The sequence below is a fragment of the Streptosporangium jomthongense genome (assembly GCF_042650425.1).
Taxonomy (GTDB): domain Bacteria; phylum Actinomycetota; class Actinomycetes; order Streptosporangiales; family Streptosporangiaceae; genus Streptosporangium.
On sequence record NZ_JBHSBC010000019.1, the window covers coordinates 56,670 to 75,033 of the forward strand.

An 18,364-nucleotide genomic window follows, 5' to 3' on the forward strand; every position below is an offset into this window, starting at 1 on the left:
TTCTCCTCCGTGACCCGTTCCACCTCGTGCTCCGCTTTCGCACACGGCGGCCCGTCGCCGTCCACGCGTGACAGGTGTGCCTCCGGCGCGGGCCGGAAGGCGTACCGTGAGGCTGAGGGACGTCGCGGCGGTCTGTACGGCCCGGCCGCCACACGCGTCGTCGCGTTCCGCATCGGCGAGCGCGCCGGCCGGAGCGCCGGCGTGGACGGGGAGCGCTCCGCCCGCGCCGACGGCCGGGCGGTCACCGACGAGCACCACGATGACGAGGGGAACCCGTGACCGGCAAAGTCGAGGTGTTGATCCACCGGCTCGACACCGACCTGCCCATGCCGTCGTACGCCCATCCCGGTGACGCGGGAGCCGATCTGCGCGCCGTTGAGGACGTCGAGCTGCTTCCGGGTGAGCGGGTCACGGTCGGCACCGGTGTGGCGATCGCCCTGCCCGACGGATACGCCGCGTTCGTCCATCCGCGTTCGGGCCTGGCCGCCCGGCACGGGGTGACACTCGTGAACGCGCCCGGCACCGTGGACGCGGGCTACCGGGGCGAGATCAGGGTGACGCTGATCAACACCGACACCAAGGAGGCCGTACGGCTGCGCAGGGGAGACCGCATCGCGCAGCTCGTCGTCCAGCGGGTGGAGAAGGCGGTGTTCTACGAGGTGGACCGGCTGCCCGGCTCGGCGCGGGGCGCCGGCGGGTTCGGGTCCACCGGACGCTGATGCGGGGCGGGGCCCGGGTGGCGAGCCTCCAGTGAACTCTCAAGGAGCGTGAGGAAAGTGTTCAAACGGCGCCGTCGCGAGGAGCCCCCGGCCACCGCGGAGAAGGCCGCGCAGAGCGAGAAGGCCGTCGAGGAGCCTCGCAGCCGCCCCTCGGGGCCGTGGGACTCGGGTGAGTCGTATCCGGAGCGGGAACGCGTCGATCTCGGCGGGCTGCGCCTGCCCATCGACTCCGGCTTCGAGGTGCAGCTGAACCTGTCCGGCGACCGCATCGTCGGCGCGGTCGTCATGGTCGAGGACAGCGCCCTGCAGGTGCACGCGTTCGCCGCGCCCAGGCGCAGCGGGATCTGGGACGAGGTCCGTACCGACCTCGCCGAGGGGGTGCGCGCCGCGGGCGGCACGGTCGAGGAGCGCGAGGGCCCGTTCGGGGTCGAACTGTTCGCGCGCATCCCCGCCGAGGGGGCGCAGGAACCCCAGCCGGTGCGCTACATCGGCGTGGACGGTCCGCGCTGGTTCCTGCGCGCGGTGGTCAGCGGCCGCGCGGTCGTGGACGAGGAGGTCGCCGCGGTCCTGGAAGGGGTGGTCGGCGACATCGTCGTGGTCCGCGGCGACGAGCCGATGGCCCCGAAGGAGTCGATCGAGCTTCGGCTTCCTCCCGAGGCCAGGCAGGCCGCGGAACAACAGGCCGCCGAGCAGGAGGTGCCCGACCTCAACCCCTTCGAGCGCGGTCCTGAGATCGCCGAGATCCGCTGACGTGAGGGATCGCGTACGCTGATTCAACACGTATGCGAAGGAGAGGTCGTGGGTTCTCAGGAACCGCATAAACAGGGCGGATTTCGAGGCTTCCTCCGTCGGCTGACGACGAGCCAGGCGGAACTGGAGGCCGACGAGCTCCAGCAGGACCTCGATCGTCACGGCGCGACGCCGATCGTCTCCTGCGGCGGGCGACGCAGATTCTGCGTAACCGGTACGCTACGTACGGTCACGTTGCGCCCTCGTGGCGGCGCGCCCGCCCTTGAGGCGGAGCTCTACGACGGTTCCGACGTGATCGACCTGGTCTGGCTCGGACGTAGGAAGATCGCGGGGATCGAGCCGGGCAGGATGGTGCTCGCCGAGGGGCTGGTCAGCCTTCAGGACGGGCGCAAGGTGATGTTCAACCCCAAGTACGAGCTGCGCCCGGCGGGCGGTGCGTGAGTGAAGACGACCACGGAGCGGTGAGCGAGAAGATGAGCACCACCGAGGAGAACGCGGCGTACGTGACCGTCGAGGCGGCGATGCGCGGGCAGCTCGCCAAGGCCTTCGGCGGCGTACGGGGGACCATCGAGGCCGCCGTGCCCACGATCGTCTTCACGCTGATGTGGATCACCACATCCGACCTGAGGACGTCGTTGATCGTCAGCGTCTCCACCTCGGTCGTCCTGCTGCTGGCGCGCGTGCTGCAGCGCTCGACGCCGCAGTTCGTGCTCAACAGCCTGTTCGGCATCGCCATCGGCGCGTTCTTCGCCTCCCGGACGGGTGAGGCGAAGGACGTGTTCCTGCCCGGCATCCTCTACAACGCGGGCTACGCGGTGGCGATGCTGTTGTCGATCGTCGTCCGCTGGCCGGTGGTCGGCTTCCTGATCGGGTCGGTCACCGGTGATCCGACCGCCTGGCGCGCCGACCCGGCCGTGGTGCGCCTGTGCTCCAGGCTCACCTGGCTGCTGATGATCCCCTGTGTGGTGCGGGTGGCCGTGCAGTTGCCCGTCTACCTCATCGGCGGGAACGACGCGGTCGCCGAACTCGGCATCCTGAAGATCGTGATGGGCTGGCCGTTGCAGGTCGCGGCCCTGGGCGCGATGGTCTGGCTGCTGGCCAGGGGCAGGACCCCGGCCACGCCCGCCTCCCCGTGACGACCCTGTGACGAAGAACGGTCCCGTACGGCCAAGCCGTACGGGACCGTTTCGCGTGTGAGGGGGTCAGGCGGAGCGGTGCGGGGACAGCAGCCTGCCCAGTTCCTCCTCGACCTCCTGGCTGGCCACGAACATCAGTTCGTCGCCCGCCTCAAGGGGGTCGTCGGCGCTGGGCACCAGCACCCGGCCCTCGCGCAGGATCGCCACCAGCGCGGTGTCTGCGGGCCAGGGCACCGAGCCCGCCCGGTGGCCGACGACCGGGGCGTCCTCGGGCAGGGTGAGCTCGACCAGGTTGGCCTGTCCCTGGCGGAAGGTCATCAGGCGGACCAGGTCGCCGACGCTCACCGCCTCCTCGACCAGCGCGCTCAGCAGCCTCGGGGTCGAGACGGCCACGTCGACGCCCCACGACTCGTTGAACAGCCACTCGTTCTTGGGGTGGTTGATCCTGGCCACCACGCGCGGCACGCCGTACTCGGTCTTGGCGAGAAGGGAGACGACGAGGTTGACCTTGTCGTCACCGCTGGCGGCCACGACCACGTGACAGTCGGCCAGGCCCGCCTCGTCCAGGGAGGAGATCTCGCAGGCGTCGGCGAGCAGCCACTCCGCCCTCGGCACGGTGTCGATCTTGATGGCCTTGGGGTCGATGTCGATGAGCAGGACCTCGTGGCCGTTCTCCAGGAGTTCGGCGGCGATGGACCGTCCGACGGCTCCGGCGCCCGCGATGGTGACGCGCATCAGTGGCTCCCCTCGGGAGGGCCGGAGAGCACCTTGTTGATGCGCTCCATGTCGTTCTCGGCCGCCATGACGTGCAGGATGTCGCCTTCCTGCACCACGGAGTCGTTCTTGGGCAGCAGGGTCTCGCCCATCCGGTTGATGAACGCGACACGGGTGCCCGCGGCCTCCTCCAGGTCCTTGCTCCTGGTGCCGATCCAGGCGGGGTGGTAGGCCACCTCGGCCAGCACGACGGAGCCGGTGGGGTCGCGCCAGAGGGGTTCGGTCCCCTCGGGCAGGACACGCCGCAGGATCTGGTCGGCGGTCCAGCGCACCGTGGCGACGGTGGGGATGCCGAGACGCTGGTAGACCTCGGCGCGCCGGGGGTCGTAGATCCGGGCGACCACGTTGTCCACGCCGAAGGTCTCGCGGGCGACCCTGGCGGAGATGATGTTGGAGTTGTCGCCGCTGCTGACCGCGACGTAGGCGCTGGCGGTTCCGATGCCCGCCTCCTCCAGCACGTCCCGGTCGAAGCCGATGCCGGTCACCCGGCGTCCCCGGAAACCGGCTCGCAGCCTGCGGAAGGCCTGTGGGTCACGGTCGATGATCGCGACCGAGTGGCCGCTGTCCTCAAGGATGTGCGCCAGAGTCGATCCGACCCGGCCACATCCCATGATCACGATATGCATGCTCCCCCGCCGCTCACATTGAGGCGGATCTTGTTCGTATGTACCTAGTCAGTATGGCCCGCTTCGGGAGTGCCGCGTCAGCGGGGCGTATGGATGGGGACTAGCATCGGCAGACGTGTCAAAGGTGACGGACCTCGTCAAGCGCCTGTTCATCGGGCGCGCGCTGCGCAGCACGCAGTTACACGAGCAATTGCTCCCCAAGCGCATCGCGCTGCCGGTTTTCGCGAGTGACGCGCTCTCCTCGGTCGCCTACGCGCCGCAGGAGATTCTCGTAATCCTCTCCATCGCCGGACTATCGTTCTATCACTTCGCTCCCTGGGTGGCCATCGCGGTCGTCCTGGTGATGCTCACGGTGGTGGCGTCCTACCGGCAGAACGTGCACGCCTACCCCAGCGGAGGCGGGGACTACGAGGTCGCCACGGTCAACCTGGGGCCCAACGCCGGTCTGACCGTCGCCAGCGCCCTCATGGTCGACTACGTGCTGACCGTCGCGGTCTCCGTGGCCAACGGGGTCGACTACGTCGGCGCGACGATCCCCTATGTCGCCGAGCACAAGCCGCTGGTCGCCATCACCATCGTCGTGCTGCTCACACTGGTCAACCTGCGTGGCATCCGCGAGTCCGGTGTGGCGTTCGCGGTCCCCACCTACGCCTTCATGGTCTCGGTCATCGGCCTGGTCCTGTGGGGAGGGTTCCGGCTGCTGGTCATGGGCGAGGAACTGCGCGCGCCGACCGCCGGGTACCAGATCGTCGCCGAACAGACCGACCTGACCTCGCTGGCCGCGGCGTTCCTGATCCTGCGGGCCTTCTCCTCCGGCTGCGCGGCGCTGACCGGTGTCGAGGCGATCAGCAACGGCGTGCCCGCCTTCCGCAAGCCGAAGAGCAAGAACGCCGCGACGACCCTGCTGATGATGGGCCTGATCGCGGTCACGATGTTCGTCGGCATCATCGCGCTCGGCCTGGCCTCCGGCGTCAAGCTCGCCGACCCGGCCACCGCCGCCCGCGACGTGCTCATCAACGGCAAGCCCGCGGGCCCGGACTACTACCAGCAGCCGATCATCGCCCAGGTCGCGGACGCGGTCTTCGGCAACGGCTCGCTGTTCTTCATCGTGATCTCCGCGGTGACGGCCCTCATCCTGTTCCTGGCGGCCAACACGGCCTTCAACGGCTTCCCGGTGCTCGGCTCCATCCTGGCCCAGGACCGCTACCTGCCCCGTCAGCTGCACACCAGGGGCGACCGGCTGGCCTTCTCCAACGGCATCGTCATCCTGGCCGCGGGCGCCTGCCTGCTGCTGTGGGGGTTCCAGGCGGACGTCAGCCGCCTGCTCAACCTCTACATCGTCGGCGTCTTCGTCTCCTTCACGCTGAGCCAGATCGGCATGGTCAGGCACTGGACCAGGCACCTGAAGACCGAGACCGCGCCGAAGACCAGGGCGCAGATGAAGCGCTCGCGGGTCATCAACTTCTTCGGCGCCGTCATGACCGGTGTGGTGCTGGTGGTCGTGCTGCTGACCAAGTTCACCCACGGCGCCTGGATCGTCTGCGTCGCCATGCCGACGCTGTTCCTGATCATGAAGGGCATCCACCGCCACTACGAGAACGTGGCCGCCGAACTCGCGGTCGACGAGGATCTCCAGGTGGACGAGTCGATGCTGCCCGCCCGCAACCACGCCATCGTCCTGGTCTCCAAGATCCACAAGCCCACGTTGCGCGCGCTCAGCTACGCCAGGGCGACCCGGCCCTCGACGCTTGAGGCCGTCACCGTCGGCGTCGAAGGCGAGGACGCGCGGGCGCTGCAGGAGGAGTGGGAGCGCAGGGGCATCCCGGTCCCGCTGAAGATGCTGGACTCGCCCTACCGGGAGATCACCCGGCCGATCCTGGAGTACGTCAAGTCGCTGCGGCGCCGTTCGCCTCGCGACGTGGTGACCGTGTACATCCCGGAGTACGTCGTGGGCCGCTGGTGGGAGCACCTGCTGCACAACCAGAGCGCGCTGCGGCTCAAGGGGCGCCTGCTCTTCCAGCCGGGTGTGATGGTCACCAGCGTCCCCTGGCAGCTGCACTCCTCCGACCGGCTCAAGGGCCGTCCCGAGCCCGCCGCCCCCGGCGCGGTGCGGCGCCCCCGGCACGAGATGGCTCGGGACCAGGGCGCGAAGGCATAACCTTTCGTATGCACTCGTGATCACGAGGAGGCCGGACCGACGAAAGACCTGGGGGCGTGACGATGGCGATCGAACTGACGGTGGGGCCCGTCGCGCACGGTGGCTGGTGCGTCGCGCGCCATGACGGCAGGGTGGTCTTCGTACGGCACGCGCTCCCCGGTGAGCGCGTCCTGGCCGAGATCACCGAGGAGACCACCCGGTTCCTGCGGGCCGACGCGGTCGAGATCCTCGACCCCTCCCCGGACCGGGTGACCCCGCCGTGCCCGTTCGCGGGCCCCGGCCGTTGCGGGGGCTGCGACTGGCAGCACGCCTCCCTCGACGCCCAGCGCCTGCTGAAGACCGCCGTGGTCGCCGAACAGCTGGGCAGGCTCGCCGGGATCGAGTGGAAGGGCGTCGTCGAGGAGGTGCCCGGCGCCCCCGACGGGCTCGGCTGGCGCACCCGGGTTCAGTTCGCCGTCGACCGCGACGGCGTCCTCGGCCTGCGGCGCCACCGCTCCCACGACATCGAGCCGATCGACGCCTGCCTGATCGCCCACCCGGAGGTGGAGAACGTCGGGGCGGAGGTCATGAACTGGCGCAACGCCTCCTCGGTCGAGGTCATCGCCTCGAACACCGGCGACCAGGCCGTCGTGATCGCCCCCAGGCCGCGCCGTACGGTCGCGGTGCCCGACATCGACGCGAGCGTGGCCGTCTTCGTGGACGAGGGCGGGGGCAGAAGCCGTGTCGTCCACGGCCGCAACCATCTCGTCGAGCGGGTCGGCGAACGCGACTTCCAGGTCACGGGCAGCGGCTTCTGGCAGGTCCACCCCGGCGCCGCGGAGACCCTGCTCGGCGCGGTCATGGAGTTCGCCGCCCCACGTCCCGGGGAGTGGGCCCTCGACCTGTACTGCGGTGTCGGCCTGTTCGCCGCGGGCCTGGCCGAGGCGGTCGGCCCGGAGGGCGCGGTCTTCGGCGTCGAGTCGGAGTCGGTGGCCGTACGGGACGCCGAGCGCAACCTGCGCGACCTGCCCCAGGCCCGCTTCGCCAGGGGCCGGGTGGAGAACGCCCTCGACCGCTTCGGCATCGAGCGCGCCGACCTGGTCGTCGTGGACCCGCCCCGCGCCGGTCTCGGCCGCGAGGTCGTCGAGCAACTCGCCGCCCTCGGGGCCACCAGGATCGTCTACGTCTCCTGCGACCCGGCGACGATGGCCCGTGACCTGGCCTGGTTCGGCGACCGTTCCTACCGCCTCGCCGACCTGCGAGCCTTCGACGCGTTCCCGATGACCCACCACGTGGAGTGCGTGGCCCTGCTGACCGGCGAGACGATCTAGCCTCCGGCGGGGAACCGCCCCCGCCTTCAGGGCGGGGGCGCCGTCATGTCCTTGAACCGGGAAGCGCCGCACGCGGGCGTGGCCGGCTCTCTCCCCGTGGAGGCCCTGCCGGCATTCCACGACGTGGACGCGCGGCTGTCCGGAAGGGCGTGGGCAGGGCGACCATTCGCCCGAAATATGGAGAGATGCGAGCTTCTCGCCCGGGGAGGCCGGTAGTCACATTGAGGTGTCCCGATGGATCTCACGAGGAGACAGTGGTGAACCTCCGAAGACCCCATGCCGTCGTGCTCGCGGCGGCACTGACCGCAGGCGTCCTGGCCGTCGTCCCGCCCGCCGCCGCCGACGTTCCCGGCGGGCCGACTGTCGCCCAAGCCGACAACTCTTTCACCAGCATCGTGTGGAGGACCTATTTCCCGTACGAGGTGGGAGAAATAGTCGCCTATCACGGCGCCACCTACCGCTGCCTGCAGGCGCACACCTCGCTGCCCGAATGGGAGCCGGACACGACGCCCCCTCTGTGGCAGCAGATGTAGAAACCGGTCGTGAGGAAGGCTCGGGGGCTGAGCGCCAGTAGGCCCATGGGGCCTACCTGGAATCGAACCAGGAAGAAGGAAGCCCTCGAATGGCCTCACGACCGGACCGCGAGGAGAGCGGGGAGACTACCGGGAAATGGTGAGAAGGAAGTCCCCTCATGGCCTCGCGGCCACACCGTATCAGGCGGGGATCACCTCGTGCAGCGTCGCCGGAGTGTGGACCCGGGCACCCGGCGGCGCCGCCGACGCCTCAAACCCGATGTAGGTGACGTGCCGCCCGGTGGAGGGCCCCTTCGCGCGCCACAGCTCGACCAGGTGACGCACCCGCAGGTAGTCGCGCTCCACGATCGAGCGCACCAGCAGTGAGGCGGTGAGCCGGTTGTCCTCGACCCGGTTGAACTGGGGATAGCCCCTCAGGTAGAGGTGCAGCCACTTCACCCGCCAGTGGCCGTCGTCGCCGCGCAGGAAGACGAGCGGCAGGGCGATCTGCCCCGACCCGCGCAGGTCCGACTTCATCCGCACGGTACGCGGCTCGAAGGGCATGCCCTCCTGCGCGGCGTCTCTCGTCATGTAGCCGAAGAACGCCTCGGCCGCCTCGTCGAACGACTCCCCGGAGAAGACGTTGACCTGGGGGATGACGATCGGACGGGTCGACTCGGCGAGCCGGATGTCGATGAACTCCGAGGCGCCGTGCGGCGCGGGAGCCTCGGTGAGGTCACCGGAGTACCGGGCGAAGCCGTTGGCGAGGTTCGTCCACGAGACGTGCTCAGGGGAGCCGTAGGAGGCGTCGAGCATGAGCGCCGACAGGTCGTAGTCGGTGCGCCGCCTGGCCTCGCGCCAGTGCACGAAGAACCTGAGCAGCTCGCCGTCGACCGCCGAGAGCGAGCCGCGGGGCAGCATGCCGAGCCCGGGGGAGACGGCCTTGGCGGACAGCGGCAGGGCGACGTCCAGCGCGTCGGGATCGACGACCAGCTCACCGGGGTCCGGGAGCCGCCGGACGATCTCGGCGTCCAGTACGGCCAGCACCCGCGTCAGGACCTCCCCGGCGAGCGGCGGACGGAGGTCGGGGGCCGTCCACGCCCTGGCGTGCCGGTTGACGAAGACACGCCCGGCGGCGGGGACGAGCCGGTTCTGCATGTGCTCGCGCAGGGACAGCAGGACACGGCCGGAGGCGCCGGTGACCGCCCTCTCCACGGCCTCGAACACCGCACGCTCGTCGGACCCGGTCCGCAGCAGGTGGTCGAGGCGGCGCAACAGCGCCCCGGGCGCGTTCTCCAGCAGCTCGACGGCCTCGGCCGTACGGCCCGCGGCCAGGGCCGCCTCGACCCGGCTGCCGGTTCCCGCGACCCGCAGGTCGCCCCTGGCCACCTCGAAGACCCGGGCGGCGCGTGGGAAGCCGGGGTGCTCGTGGGGGTGCAGCCGTTCCCCGAGCCGCTTCCACCGCTCCCGGAGACGTGACACGTCGCCGAGCCCGGCCGGGGTGGCCACCGCGTCCAGGGCCCGCAGCAGGGCCCGGCGCTCGGCGCGGCGGAACGAACGGAACCTCGTGGGCACGGCCAGCGTGACGTCGCCTCCGGACAGGCCGCAGGCGAGTCTGAGCACGTCGGTCACCGTGTCGACGAGGAGGGGCAGGCCGGCGGCGAGCCGTACCTCGTTGAGGACCGCGCGGTTCTCCCGCACGGGAACACGCTCGGGGTGACCGGTCCCGGAGGCGACGCAGAAGGCGGCCAGAGCGCGTAGCGCGGCCAGGTCCTCGACGGCAGGCGGCACCTCGGAGCCCGCCAGCGAGAAGTACAGCTCCCGGGCCTCGTCCCGCAGGCTTCCGCCCAGGTCGAGCACGGTCACCCGGTCTCCGGCGAGCGGGACGAGCTCGGCGTGGGCGGCGAGCAGGTCCGCGTAGGTGTGCTGGTAACGGCCGTAGTCGGGCAGTTCGAGCAGGTTGAGCGCGGGGCCCCGGAGGCGGTCCGCGGCGACCGGGTCGAGCAGGGCCTCGTGGAGCATGCCGGCCCAGAACTCCAGGGTGTCCGGCACGTTCCTCGGGAAGTCGACGAAGTAGGCGTTGTGCTGGACGTGGTCGCCGACCAGGCCGCGGACGACGGACACGACCCGTGCGCCGAGGTCGACAACCTCCTCGCCGGGCAGGCTCGACAGGCGTTCGAGCAGCGCGGCCGAGCAGGTGAAGCCGACGCTCAGCAACGCGGCGTCGAGCTGGCGGGCGGCCACCTCCCCCCACCCTGGCGCGGCCTCGTGCGGGGTGTCGACGGGGACCCGAAGCCGTCTCGTGATGACGAGGCTTTCAAGATTGTCCACGGGCGAACCCTATAGCCGTTGCATGTCCGGCTTCAGGGGATTTTTCGCGACAGTCTGGGTGCCCTCACCCCTCCGCGGGCCGGCCGAGCCGTTCCTCAAGCCGTTCCAGGCGCTGGACGATGGGCCGCAGCTCCCGGCGGACGGCCTCGGACAGGGATTCCGGCGAAGACCTCGGCGGCCGTTCGGCCGCGGCCTGGTCCTGCGCCCTGAGGTGGACGTAGCCCGCCAGCGCGGCGGTGACGGCGCGGCGGGTCAGCCTCGGTTCGGCGCCGAGCCTCCGCAGGACGCGTCCCGCCGTTCCCTCCGGCTCCGCGACCAGGCCGAGGAGCAGGTGCTCGCACCCGACGTAGTTGTGTCCCAGGGCGATGGCGTCGGAGACGGTCAGTTCGAGGGCCGCGGCCGCGGGCCCGCTGAATCGCGCCGGGGCGGCGGACACGGCGCCGTTCCCGCCGAGGGCGTCCAGCTCACGCCGTACCTGCCCGGGATCGACCTCCACGGCGCGCAGGACGTGCAGGGCCAGGTTGGTGCCCTCGGCGAGCAGGCCGCCCAGCAGGTGCTCGGTGCCGACCTCGGCGGCCCCGCCCGCGCGTGCCTCCTCAAGCGCGAGGCTCACCGCCGTACGGGCTCGGGGGGTGAAGCTCGCGAAGCGGGCGCCGGAGCCGTCGAGTCCCGGGGAGCCGAGCCCGGTCTCCCTGATGGCGGTGATACGCCGTACGGCCTGCTCCAGGGCACGCTGGCAGACGGCGGAGACCGGGACCCCCGCAGCCTTGACCGCCTCGGCCAGTTCGTCGGGCAGGTACACGTTGATCTTCGGCATGTCTCCCCTGTGGGTTCGACGAGGACTGCGGCGCATGTATAACCCCATGTGGGGTGTCTGTCTAGTGGGCCAGGCCCGCCAGCAGGCGGGACACGCGCCAGGAGGGGGCGGCTCCCCTGGTGGACAGCCAGGCCATCCCCTCGCGGGCGCTGAAGGCGACCAGTTTGCGGGCGTCGGCGGAGGTCAGGTCCTTCGCGCCGCTCAGGAACGGGGACAGGGCGATCCGGTGCCCCGTGCCCGTCCTGCCCAGGGACCTGACGACCTGGGGATGGGCCGCCCGTACGGCCTCGGCGATCGGCCGCAGCCGGGAGCGACGCCCGGGACCGCTCCGGATCGGGACCAGGAGATTGACCGCGGAGACCTCGGCCCCGTGCTTCCGGGTGACCCTGAGCATCCGCTGGTCGGCGAGGCTGAGACCGTCGCCGTTCGCGGGCAGGGTGAAGCTCACCGTGAGGGTCCCGCCCGCCGCGGCGGCCTCACGCTGCAGGGACGCGATGGCCGCCGCGCGGCGCAGGACGGTCGCCTCGTTGTCGCCTCCGCCGAGTTCGAAGTCGACGTAGCCCGCGCCTGAGGCGTTCACCGCGCGCCGGTAGGCGTCGGTGAGGCGCCCGAGGTCGGCGCAGGTGGCGGCCAGTTCCCTGCCTCCGGGACCGCCGAAGACGAGTCCCGCCTCGCCGCCGGAGGCCCGCAGGCGCTCCAGGCGTCCGGCGGGTGACAGACCCGGGTCCCGCCCGTTCCACTCGGGCGTGCAGCCGTCCTCGCCCGCGGTGAGGTGTCCCAGGGTGAACCAGTGCACCCGGCCGGGCGCGGACGGCCCCGGGGGCGTGAACGGCGCCGTGAACGACGGGTTCCTGGCGGCGTCGACGAACGTCACGAACCCCGAGGGGCGTGCGACGGGACCGGGCCGCCCGGCGGGAGACGGGACGGGGGCCGAGGCGAGCGGGGTGGGGACCGGGACGGGCGGGGGAGCGACCGGTCGCTGGGCCCGCGCGGGCCGTACGGCCCCGCCGGGCAGCACCCAGAGGGCGGCGCCCGTCCCCGCGGCGAGGGCCAGGGAGGCGAGCGCGACGAGGGAACGCGGCGGAGTGCCGGGTTCGCGGACGCGGCGGGTGGTGGCTCCGGGCTCAGGACCTGCCTCCGGCCCGGTCGCCGACTCTGTCGCCACCGGCATGGGATCTCCCTCCTCGACGGCACAGAACGGTTGCGATAGGTGCCTGTACGGTCACTTTGCGCACCGAAGAATGAACGGTAGCAAGTGTTCCGCCACGCCGTTGTGTTTCCATGGACGGCGTCCGTAGTGCCCGGATAATGATGTTCATGAAGTTGAGGATCTTCACCGAACCGCAGCAGGGCGCCACATACGACGAGCTCCTGACGGTCGCGCGGACCGCGGAGCGACTGGGCTTCGACGCCTTCTTCCGTTCCGACCACTACCAGCGGATCGGCCCCGGCGACCCCGGCCCCGGCTCGACCGACGCCTGGGTGACCCTCGCGGGCCTGGCCAGGGAGACCTCCACGATCAGGCTCGGCACCCTGGTCACCCCCGCCACCTTCAGGTATCCCGGCGCGCTGGCGATCAGCGTGGCCCAGGTGGACCGGATGAGCGGCGGCCGGGTCGAGCTGGGCCTGGGCACCGGCTGGTTCGACGCCGAGCACGTCGCGTACGGGATCCCCTTCCCGCCGCTCGGCGAGCGCTTCGCCCGTTTCGAGGAGCAGTTGGAGATCCTGACCGGGCTCTGGGGCACGCCGGTCGGGGAGACGTTCTCCTTCGAGGGGGCCCACTACCGGCTCGCGGACTCACCCGCGCTGCCCAAGCCCGAGCAGACCCCCAGGCCGCCGATCATCATCGGCGGGTTCGGCGCCAGGCGCACCCCGCTCCTGGCCGCGCGGTTCGCCGACGAGTACAACGTCCCCTTCCACACCCCGCAGGACAGCGCCGCCGCCTTCGGCCGGGTCAGGAGGGCCTGTGAGGAGGAGGGACGCGACCGGCCGATCGTCTTCTCCGTCGCGCAGACCGTGGCCGTCGGCACCGGCGAGGCAGAGATCGCGCGCCGCGCCCGGGCCGCGGGCCAGGAGCTGGACGCGCTGCGGGCCAGCGGCCTGGCGGGTACCCCGGCCGAGGTGGTCGCCAAGATCGGGGAGTTCGCCGAGCTGGGCGTCGAGCGGGTCTACCTGCAGGTCATGGACCTGTCGGACCTTGAACAGCTCGAACTGATCGCCGCCGAGGTCCTGCCCGGGGTGTAGACCGGGCGCCGGACGCCGGGCGCCCGGCGCCCGGGTAAAGACACGCGCAGCGGAAGGGCATATTCCACGATGCGTCCCATATCCCTCCCGTATCTCTCCTTACTGTGGTGAGAACCCGACCATCAGGGGAGGCGCCGTGGAATTCGAGCGATTCGGCCGTGCAGCTCTGCGGGAGGTCGTCTCCATGCACGACGAGCTGGGGGTGCTGTCGTTCTACGTGACCGCCTCCCCGCAGGAGGAGGCGGCGGTCAAACCCGCCTGGCGGATCCGCTTCGGCAACGAGCTGTCGGAGCTGCGGGAGCAGATGACGGCCGTCAGGGACAGAGAACGGCGGACGGCCCTGCTGAACCGGCTCGACGAACTGGAGACGGACTTCGAGCAGCTGCTCGACCCGACGGAGTCAGGCCTGGGACGCGTCATGTTCGCACCGGTCGGCGACGGCCGGGCGCGGTCGTTCTCCTTCCAGGTGCCGGTCGCCGACCAGATCGTCATGGAGTCGACGGCGTACGTGCGCCCGCTGGTCAACGCTGTCGAGGCCGCGCCTCCCGCGGGTCTCGTCGTGCTCTCCAGGGACGGCCTGAAGATGATCGACTACCGGTACGGCCTGACCGAGGACCTGGGCGGTACCTCCTTCGAGATCCCCGTGGAGGAGTGGAAGCAGATGCGCGGCCCGGCCACCGCGGAACTCGCCAGGTCGGCCGCGACGCACCGCGACAAGTTCGAACGCCGCGTCGAGGAGAACCTCACCCGGCAGCTGCGCGCCGCGGCTCCGGGAGTGGCCGAGGAGGCCAGGCGGCGCGGCTGGCAGACGGTCGTTCTCCTCGGCGACGTCCAGCTGACCGAGATCGTCGCGCCCCTGGTCGGCGGGGACGTTCTCCAGGTCGACGCGGTCGTCGACTCGCTGCCCCCGGCCAAGCTCGCCGAGTACGTCGAGCCGCAGCTGAGGGCCGCCCGCACCCGGCACGGCGTCGAGCTGACCGAGCGGGCCAGGGACGCCGCCCTGTCCGGCGGTCCCGGCGCCCTGGGCCTTGAGGCGACGCTCGGCGCGCTGAACGACAGCCGGGTGGCACAGCTGCTGCTGAACGAGTCCGGCGAGTGGGACGGCGGCCGTACGGAGGACGGGCGGCTCTACGCCCGGGGAGACGTCCCGCGGGGCGAACCGGGGGAGGAGGTCGTGCCCGATCCCACGATGGGGGAACGCATGATCGAACGCGCCCTCGACATCGACGCCGAGGTGATCGTGCTGGACGGAGAGGCCGCACAGGACCTCGCCGAGTCCGGCGGGGTGGCCGCGATCCTGCGCTGGTGAGCCGTACGGGCGGGCCGTGAGGGGGCCGGGTGAGTCGCGCCGCCGGCGTGCGAGGGCGGCGTGAGAGACTCAGGACAGGAATGTTTCCGCAGTTCAGGGCAGGTTCAGAAGGCGAGGGGGCATCGCGGGGCGGCCCGTTAGGCACATGGGTTTCGGGGAAAGGACTGTCATGGTCGGTACCACCCCTTCGGGCACCCCCAAAGAGAACCTCGGGCACGTCGTCTTCATCACCGCCGCGGCCGCCATCGGCGGGTTCCTCTTCGGCTACGACAGCGCGGTCATCAACGGCGCTGTGACCGGCATCCAGAAGCACTTCCAGGTCGGTCCCGTCCAGATCGGGTTCGTCGTCGCGATCGCGCTGCTCGGCTCGGCGCTGGGCGCGTGGATCGCCGGGCGCATCGCCGACCGCTGGGGACGCACCAGGACGATGCAGGTGGCCGCGCTGTTGTTCGCGGTCAGCTCCCTCGGCCAGGCGCTGCCGTTCGCGATCTGGGACCTGGCCCTGTGGCGGGTGCTCGCCGGCGTCGGCATCGGCATGGCCTCGGTGATCGGCCCCGCCTACATCGCCGAGGTCGCGCCGCCCGCCTACCGGGGGCGTCTGGGTTCCTTCCAGCAGCTCGCGATCGTGCTGGGCATCGCGGTCTCCCAGCTGGTCAACTTCGCGATCGCGCAACTCGCCGGGGGAGACGTCAACAACAGGCTGCTCGGCCTGCAGGCCTGGCAGTGGATGCTGGGCGCCTGCCTGGTGCCCGCCCTGCTCTATCTGCTCTTCTCGACGATCATCCCCGAGTCTCCGAGGTTCCTCGTCGCCATCGGCAGGACGGAGATGGCGCGCCGGGTGCTCAAGGAGGTCGAGGGGGAAAGGACCGACCTTGAGGAACGGCTCAAGGAGATCCAGGCCTCACTGCGCCTGGAGCACCGGCCCCGGCTCAGCGACCTGCGCGGCCCGGCGTTCGGCCTGCTGCCGATCGTCTGGATCGGCATCCTGCTCTCGGTGTTCCAGCAGTTCGTCGGAATCAACGTCATCTTCTACTACTCGGCGTCGTTGTGGCAGTCGGTCGGCATCAACCAGAGCGACTCGCTGCTGATCAGCTTCTCCACCTCGATCATCAACATCGTCGGCACGTTCATCGCCATCGCGCTGGTCGACCGGATCGGCCGCAGGCCGCTGCTGCTGATCGGCTCCGCGGGCATGGCGGTCGCCCTCGCCGTCGCCGCGTGGGCCTTCAGCGCGGGCGTCCACATCGGCGACACCGTACGGCTGCCGTCGGCGCAGGGGACCGTCGCCCTGGTCGCCGCGCACGTGTTCGTGCTGTTCTTCGCGCTGTCGTGGGGTGTCGTGGTCTGGGTGTTGCTGGGAGAGATGTTCCCCAACAGGATCAGGGCGGCCGCGCTGTCCGTGGCCGCCGCCGCCCAGTGGGTGGCCAACTGGCTGATCACCGTCTCGTTCCCGTCCCTGGCCGAGTGGAGTCTCGCGGGCGCCTACGTGGGATACGCCTTCTTCGCCGTGCTCTCCTTCTTCTTCGTGCTGTTCAAGGTGCGTGAGACCAAGGGCAGGAAACTGGAGGAGATGGGTTAGGTTCGTCCCGTGCCCCCGGTCCCGGAAACCCCGCCATCGGCGAAGCCGCCGAGGCCGACGAAGGCCGAGCTGGCCGCCGCGGCCGACCTGACCGTCGACGACGTGCTCGGCCCCTCGATCGAGGTGCTGTTCTGCGGCATCAACCCCGGTCTGTACTCCGCGGTGACCGGTCACCACTTCGCCAGGCCCGGCAACCGCTTCTGGCCGGCGCTGCACCTGTCGGGTTTCACCCCCAGGCTGCTGGCCCCCGCTCAGCAGTGGGAACTGCCCTCCTACGGCCTCGGGATCACCAACGTGGTCGCGCGGGCCACGGCCCAGGCGGCGGAGCTGTCCGCCGAGGAGTTCCGTGAGGGAGGGGTACGGCTGGCCGGGCTGGTCGCCGAGGTCAGGCCGAAGGTGCTGGCCGTCCTGGGCGTCACCGCCTACCGGACGGCCTTCGCCGAGCGCGGCGCGGTGATCGGGCCGCAGGACAGACGCATCGGCGAGACGGCCGTGTGGGTGCTGCCCAACCCCAGCGGGCTGAACGCCCACTGGACGCTGGACCGGATAGCCGGAGAGCTGCGGTTGCTGAGGGAGTCTCTGGCCTGACCCCTCCCGTGGGCGGAAGGGGCCGGGCCAGGGGATTCACCTACGGCCGTGGCCCATCCGGTGGTGCCAGTGCTTGCGGTGCAACACGCCCGCCACGGCCATCACGATCCAGGCCAGGAACAGGATCTTGAAGACGCCGAACCCCATGATCGCCGTCAGGGCGACCACCCCGATCAGCACCGGCACGAACGCGCCCCCGCCCCGGTGGTGCCCCGGCCGGTGATGCCGGGCCGCGGCCCACCGCTGGGCGGTCAGCCGCTGCAGTGCCGCCTGGTTCCGCCACTGCTCGTTCCACTGCTGCTGCCATTGCCGCTGCCACTGACCGGAGTGGGACCAGCCGTGATGGGCGTGCCGGTGGAGCCTGCGGGCCTCACGCCACTGATCGCGCCACTGCCTGCGCCACTCCCGCTGGTCCCATGAGTGATGGTCCCACCGCTCCCCGCCACCCTCCGCGACGGCGCCGTGGCCGCCGTTCTCGGTGGCGCCGAAGCCGTACATGCCGGGCAGGTCGGGCAGGTCGGCGCCCGCGCGGGCCAGATCACGACCTGTACGCGCCGTCATGATCACGTCGAGGCGTTCCTCGAACTCCTCGTGGTTCAGCCTGCCCTGCGCGTAGTGCTCACGCAGGGACTCCGTGGCGGCGTCGCGTTCGGCGTCTCCGATGCGGAGATCGTCGGGAAACGTCATCGTGGGATCACTCCTCGCCGGGTTCGCCGTCTGCCAGGATCTGGTAGAGCTTGCGGCGCGTGTCGATCATGATCTGCCGGGCCTGGCGGATCTGCGCCTCACTGCCATTCTGCAAGACCTGGAAGAGAGCGACGGCTGACTGGCGGGCCAGATCCATCAGTTCCCAGGAACTCTCCCCGAGATCGGGGGTCATCTCCTCCCACGGCGCGCGCAGCTCCTCCTGATGCTCGGCGACATAGGCTCTGCCCGCCTCGGTGAGCTGGAAGGACTTGCGCCCGTCGGTCTCCTCGGACAGGACGAGGCCCTCGTCGGTGAGCTGCTGGAGCGCCGGGTAGACCGCGCCGGGACTGGGCTTCCAGCCCCCCTGGCTGCGCTTGGCGATCTCCTGGATGATCTGGTAGCCGTTGCGCGGCTCCTCGGAGAGCAGCGCGAGGATCGCGGCGCGGACGTCGCCCCGCTTCGCCTTGCGCCCCCGCCCGAAGGGGCCGCCCCCGCCGAACGGGCCCCCTCGCCCGAACGGACCGCCCCTGCCGAAGTCCCAGGGGAAGGGGCCACCGGGGAACGGCCCGCCGCGGCGGCCACCGCGCTCCCTGTGCTCCCGGCGCTCTCCGTGCTCCCTGTGCTCCCTGTGGTGGTGCTCGTGCGGCCCGAAGGCATGCGGGCCGTGCTCGCGCGGGCCCGGGCCGTCGTGGTGCCAGGCGGTGGCCATGCCCCTGAAGACCTCCCTGGCGGCGCGCCTCATCTCGCGCCTGATCTCGTGCGGCACGGCCCCCGAGGCCCAGCCTCCCATCGCTTCCGCCGACATGTCGGTACCCCCTGTTCTC

Annotated in this window: 19 protein-coding genes; 12 read left to right on the top strand and 7 right to left on the bottom strand. The window is 71.0% G+C overall.

Going from position 1 to position 18,364, the window contains the following annotated elements; all coding sequences use genetic code 11:
* Positions 1 to 9: 9 nt before the first annotated feature.
* Genes ACFOYY_RS19320 through ACFOYY_RS19340 form a run of 5 tightly spaced genes read left to right on the top strand, consistent with a single transcriptional unit; the run spans position 10 to position 2,605 of the window.
* Positions 10 to 279: a hypothetical protein gene (locus tag ACFOYY_RS19320; protein ID WP_386190475.1), complete on the top strand. Its 270-nt coding sequence runs from the start codon at positions 10 to 12 to the stop codon at positions 277 to 279.
* Positions 276 to 719 (top strand): dUTP diphosphatase, encoded by a 444-nt coding sequence (gene dut / locus ACFOYY_RS19325; RefSeq protein ID WP_352016169.1) that lies wholly within the window; start codon positions 276 to 278, stop codon positions 717 to 719. The genes ACFOYY_RS19320 and dut overlap by 4 nt, the downstream gene beginning before the upstream one ends.
* 48 nt (positions 720 to 767) lie before the next feature.
* The gene (locus ACFOYY_RS19330; protein WP_352016168.1) at positions 768 to 1,469 is read left to right on the top strand and encodes a DUF3710 domain-containing protein; all 702 of its coding nucleotides are present in this window, start codon (positions 768 to 770) and stop codon (positions 1,467 to 1,469) included.
* A gap of 48 nt (positions 1,470 to 1,517) precedes the next feature.
* On the top strand, positions 1,518 to 1,910 hold the full coding sequence (locus ACFOYY_RS19335; RefSeq protein WP_352016167.1) for an OB-fold nucleic acid binding domain-containing protein: 393 nt from the start codon (positions 1,518 to 1,520) through the stop codon (positions 1,908 to 1,910).
* Between the two features lie 32 nt (positions 1,911 to 1,942).
* Entirely contained in the window at positions 1,943 to 2,605 is a 663-nt protein-coding gene (locus ACFOYY_RS19340; protein ID WP_352016209.1) for a DUF3159 domain-containing protein, read from the top strand.
* Between the two features lie 66 nt (positions 2,606 to 2,671).
* Here ACFOYY_RS19340 and ACFOYY_RS19345 read toward each other — a convergent pair whose 3' ends face one another.
* Positions 2,672 to 3,340 (bottom strand): potassium channel family protein, encoded by a 669-nt coding sequence (locus tag ACFOYY_RS19345; RefSeq protein ID WP_352016166.1) that lies wholly within the window; start codon positions 3,338 to 3,340, stop codon positions 2,672 to 2,674.
* Positions 3,340 to 4,005: a potassium channel family protein gene (locus ACFOYY_RS19350; RefSeq protein WP_352016165.1), complete on the bottom strand. Its 666-nt coding sequence runs from the start codon at positions 4,003 to 4,005 to the stop codon at positions 3,340 to 3,342. Before ACFOYY_RS19350 ends, ACFOYY_RS19345 begins: the two co-directional genes overlap by 1 nt.
* A 115-nt stretch (positions 4,006 to 4,120) precedes the next feature.
* On the opposite strand from ACFOYY_RS19350, the gene ACFOYY_RS19355 reads away from it, so the two are divergent.
* The 3 genes from ACFOYY_RS19355 (at position 4,121) to ACFOYY_RS19365 (ending at position 8,006) form a co-directional block, all read left to right on the top strand.
* Positions 4,121 to 6,163, top strand: a complete 2,043-nt coding sequence (locus ACFOYY_RS19355; protein WP_362775473.1) for an APC family permease — start codon at positions 4,121 to 4,123, stop codon at positions 6,161 to 6,163.
* 62 nt (positions 6,164 to 6,225) lie between these two features.
* The gene (locus ACFOYY_RS19360; protein WP_386190476.1) at positions 6,226 to 7,473 is read left to right on the top strand and encodes a class I SAM-dependent RNA methyltransferase; all 1,248 of its coding nucleotides are present in this window, start codon (positions 6,226 to 6,228) and stop codon (positions 7,471 to 7,473) included.
* A 257-nt stretch (positions 7,474 to 7,730) separates the two neighbouring features.
* Entirely contained in the window at positions 7,731 to 8,006 is a 276-nt protein-coding gene (locus ACFOYY_RS19365; protein ID WP_386190477.1) for a carbohydrate-binding protein, read from the top strand.
* 180 nt (positions 8,007 to 8,186) lie between these two features.
* Here the strand turns inward: ACFOYY_RS19365 and ACFOYY_RS19370 are convergent, their stop codons facing one another.
* From ACFOYY_RS19370 to ACFOYY_RS19380, 3 genes are all read right to left on the bottom strand, one after another.
* A complete protein-coding gene (locus tag ACFOYY_RS19370; RefSeq protein ID WP_386190478.1) occupies positions 8,187 to 10,316 on the bottom strand; it encodes a hypothetical protein in 2,130 nt (709 codons plus the stop codon).
* 64 nt (positions 10,317 to 10,380) lie between these two features.
* Positions 10,381 to 11,133, bottom strand: coding sequence for a Clp protease N-terminal domain-containing protein (locus ACFOYY_RS19375; protein WP_352016160.1), 753 nt, complete (start codon positions 11,131 to 11,133; stop codon positions 10,381 to 10,383).
* Positions 11,134 to 11,194: 61 nt separating this feature from the next.
* The gene (locus ACFOYY_RS19380) at positions 11,195 to 12,304 is read right to left on the bottom strand and encodes a hypothetical protein (RefSeq protein ID WP_386190479.1); all 1,110 of its coding nucleotides are present in this window, start codon (positions 12,302 to 12,304) and stop codon (positions 11,195 to 11,197) included.
* 146 nt (positions 12,305 to 12,450) lie between these two features.
* On the opposite strand from ACFOYY_RS19380, the gene ACFOYY_RS19385 reads away from it, so the two are divergent.
* From ACFOYY_RS19385 to mug, 4 genes are all read left to right on the top strand, one after another.
* The gene (locus tag ACFOYY_RS19385) at positions 12,451 to 13,377 is read left to right on the top strand and encodes an LLM class F420-dependent oxidoreductase (protein WP_386190480.1); all 927 of its coding nucleotides are present in this window, start codon (positions 12,451 to 12,453) and stop codon (positions 13,375 to 13,377) included.
* 136 nt (positions 13,378 to 13,513) lie between these two features.
* Positions 13,514 to 14,686 carry a VLRF1 family aeRF1-type release factor gene (locus ACFOYY_RS19390; RefSeq protein ID WP_352016157.1) on the top strand — a complete coding sequence of 391 codons (1,173 nt, stop codon included), beginning with the start codon at positions 13,514 to 13,516 and terminating at the stop codon, positions 14,684 to 14,686.
* A gap of 169 nt (positions 14,687 to 14,855) precedes the next feature.
* Positions 14,856 to 16,265: a sugar porter family MFS transporter gene (locus ACFOYY_RS19395; RefSeq protein ID WP_352016156.1), complete on the top strand. Its 1,410-nt coding sequence runs from the start codon at positions 14,856 to 14,858 to the stop codon at positions 16,263 to 16,265.
* A gap of 9 nt (positions 16,266 to 16,274) precedes the next feature.
* Positions 16,275 to 16,853, top strand: coding sequence for a G/U mismatch-specific DNA glycosylase (gene mug / locus ACFOYY_RS19400; RefSeq protein ID WP_352016155.1), 579 nt, complete (start codon positions 16,275 to 16,277; stop codon positions 16,851 to 16,853).
* A gap of 36 nt (positions 16,854 to 16,889) precedes the next feature.
* Here mug and ACFOYY_RS19405 read toward each other — a convergent pair whose 3' ends face one another.
* Together ACFOYY_RS19405 and ACFOYY_RS19410 are read right to left on the bottom strand one after the other, a co-directional pair.
* Entirely contained in the window at positions 16,890 to 17,540 is a 651-nt protein-coding gene (locus ACFOYY_RS19405) for a DUF1707 SHOCT-like domain-containing protein (RefSeq protein WP_362775487.1), read from the bottom strand.
* Positions 17,541 to 17,547: 7 nt separating this feature from the next.
* Complete coding sequence (locus tag ACFOYY_RS19410; RefSeq protein WP_352016153.1) at positions 17,548 to 18,345, bottom strand: PadR family transcriptional regulator; 798 nt, start codon at positions 18,343 to 18,345, stop codon at positions 17,548 to 17,550.
* Between the last annotated feature and the right edge of the window lie 19 nt (positions 18,346 to 18,364).

Excerpts from the sequence above, each read along its gene's own strand:
- ACFOYY_RS19340 (WP_352016209.1), top strand. The coding sequence starts at position 1,943 with ATGAGCACCACCGAGGAGAACGCGGCGTACGTGACCGTCGAGGCGGCG.
- ACFOYY_RS19345 (WP_352016166.1), bottom strand. The coding sequence starts at position 3,340 with ATGCGCGTCACCATCGCGGGCGCCGGAGCCGTCGGACGGTCCATCGCC.
- ACFOYY_RS19350 (WP_352016165.1), bottom strand. The coding sequence starts at position 4,005 with ATGCATATCGTGATCATGGGATGTGGCCGGGTCGGATCGACTCTGGCG.
- ACFOYY_RS19360 (WP_386190476.1), top strand. The coding sequence starts at position 6,226 with ATGGCGATCGAACTGACGGTGGGGCCCGTCGCGCACGGTGGCTGGTGC.
- ACFOYY_RS19375 (WP_352016160.1), bottom strand. The coding sequence starts at position 11,133 with ATGCCGAAGATCAACGTGTACCTGCCCGACGAACTGGCCGAGGCGGTC.
- ACFOYY_RS19380 (WP_386190479.1), bottom strand. The coding sequence starts at position 12,304 with ATGCCGGTGGCGACAGAGTCGGCGACCGGGCCGGAGGCAGGTCCTGAG.
- ACFOYY_RS19385 (WP_386190480.1), top strand. The coding sequence starts at position 12,451 with ATGAAGTTGAGGATCTTCACCGAACCGCAGCAGGGCGCCACATACGAC.
- ACFOYY_RS19395 (WP_352016156.1), top strand. The coding sequence starts at position 14,856 with ATGGTCGGTACCACCCCTTCGGGCACCCCCAAAGAGAACCTCGGGCAC.
- ACFOYY_RS19405 (WP_362775487.1), bottom strand. The coding sequence starts at position 17,540 with ATGACGTTTCCCGACGATCTCCGCATCGGAGACGCCGAACGCGACGCC.
- ACFOYY_RS19410 (WP_352016153.1), bottom strand. The coding sequence starts at position 18,345 with ATGTCGGCGGAAGCGATGGGAGGCTGGGCCTCGGGGGCCGTGCCGCAC.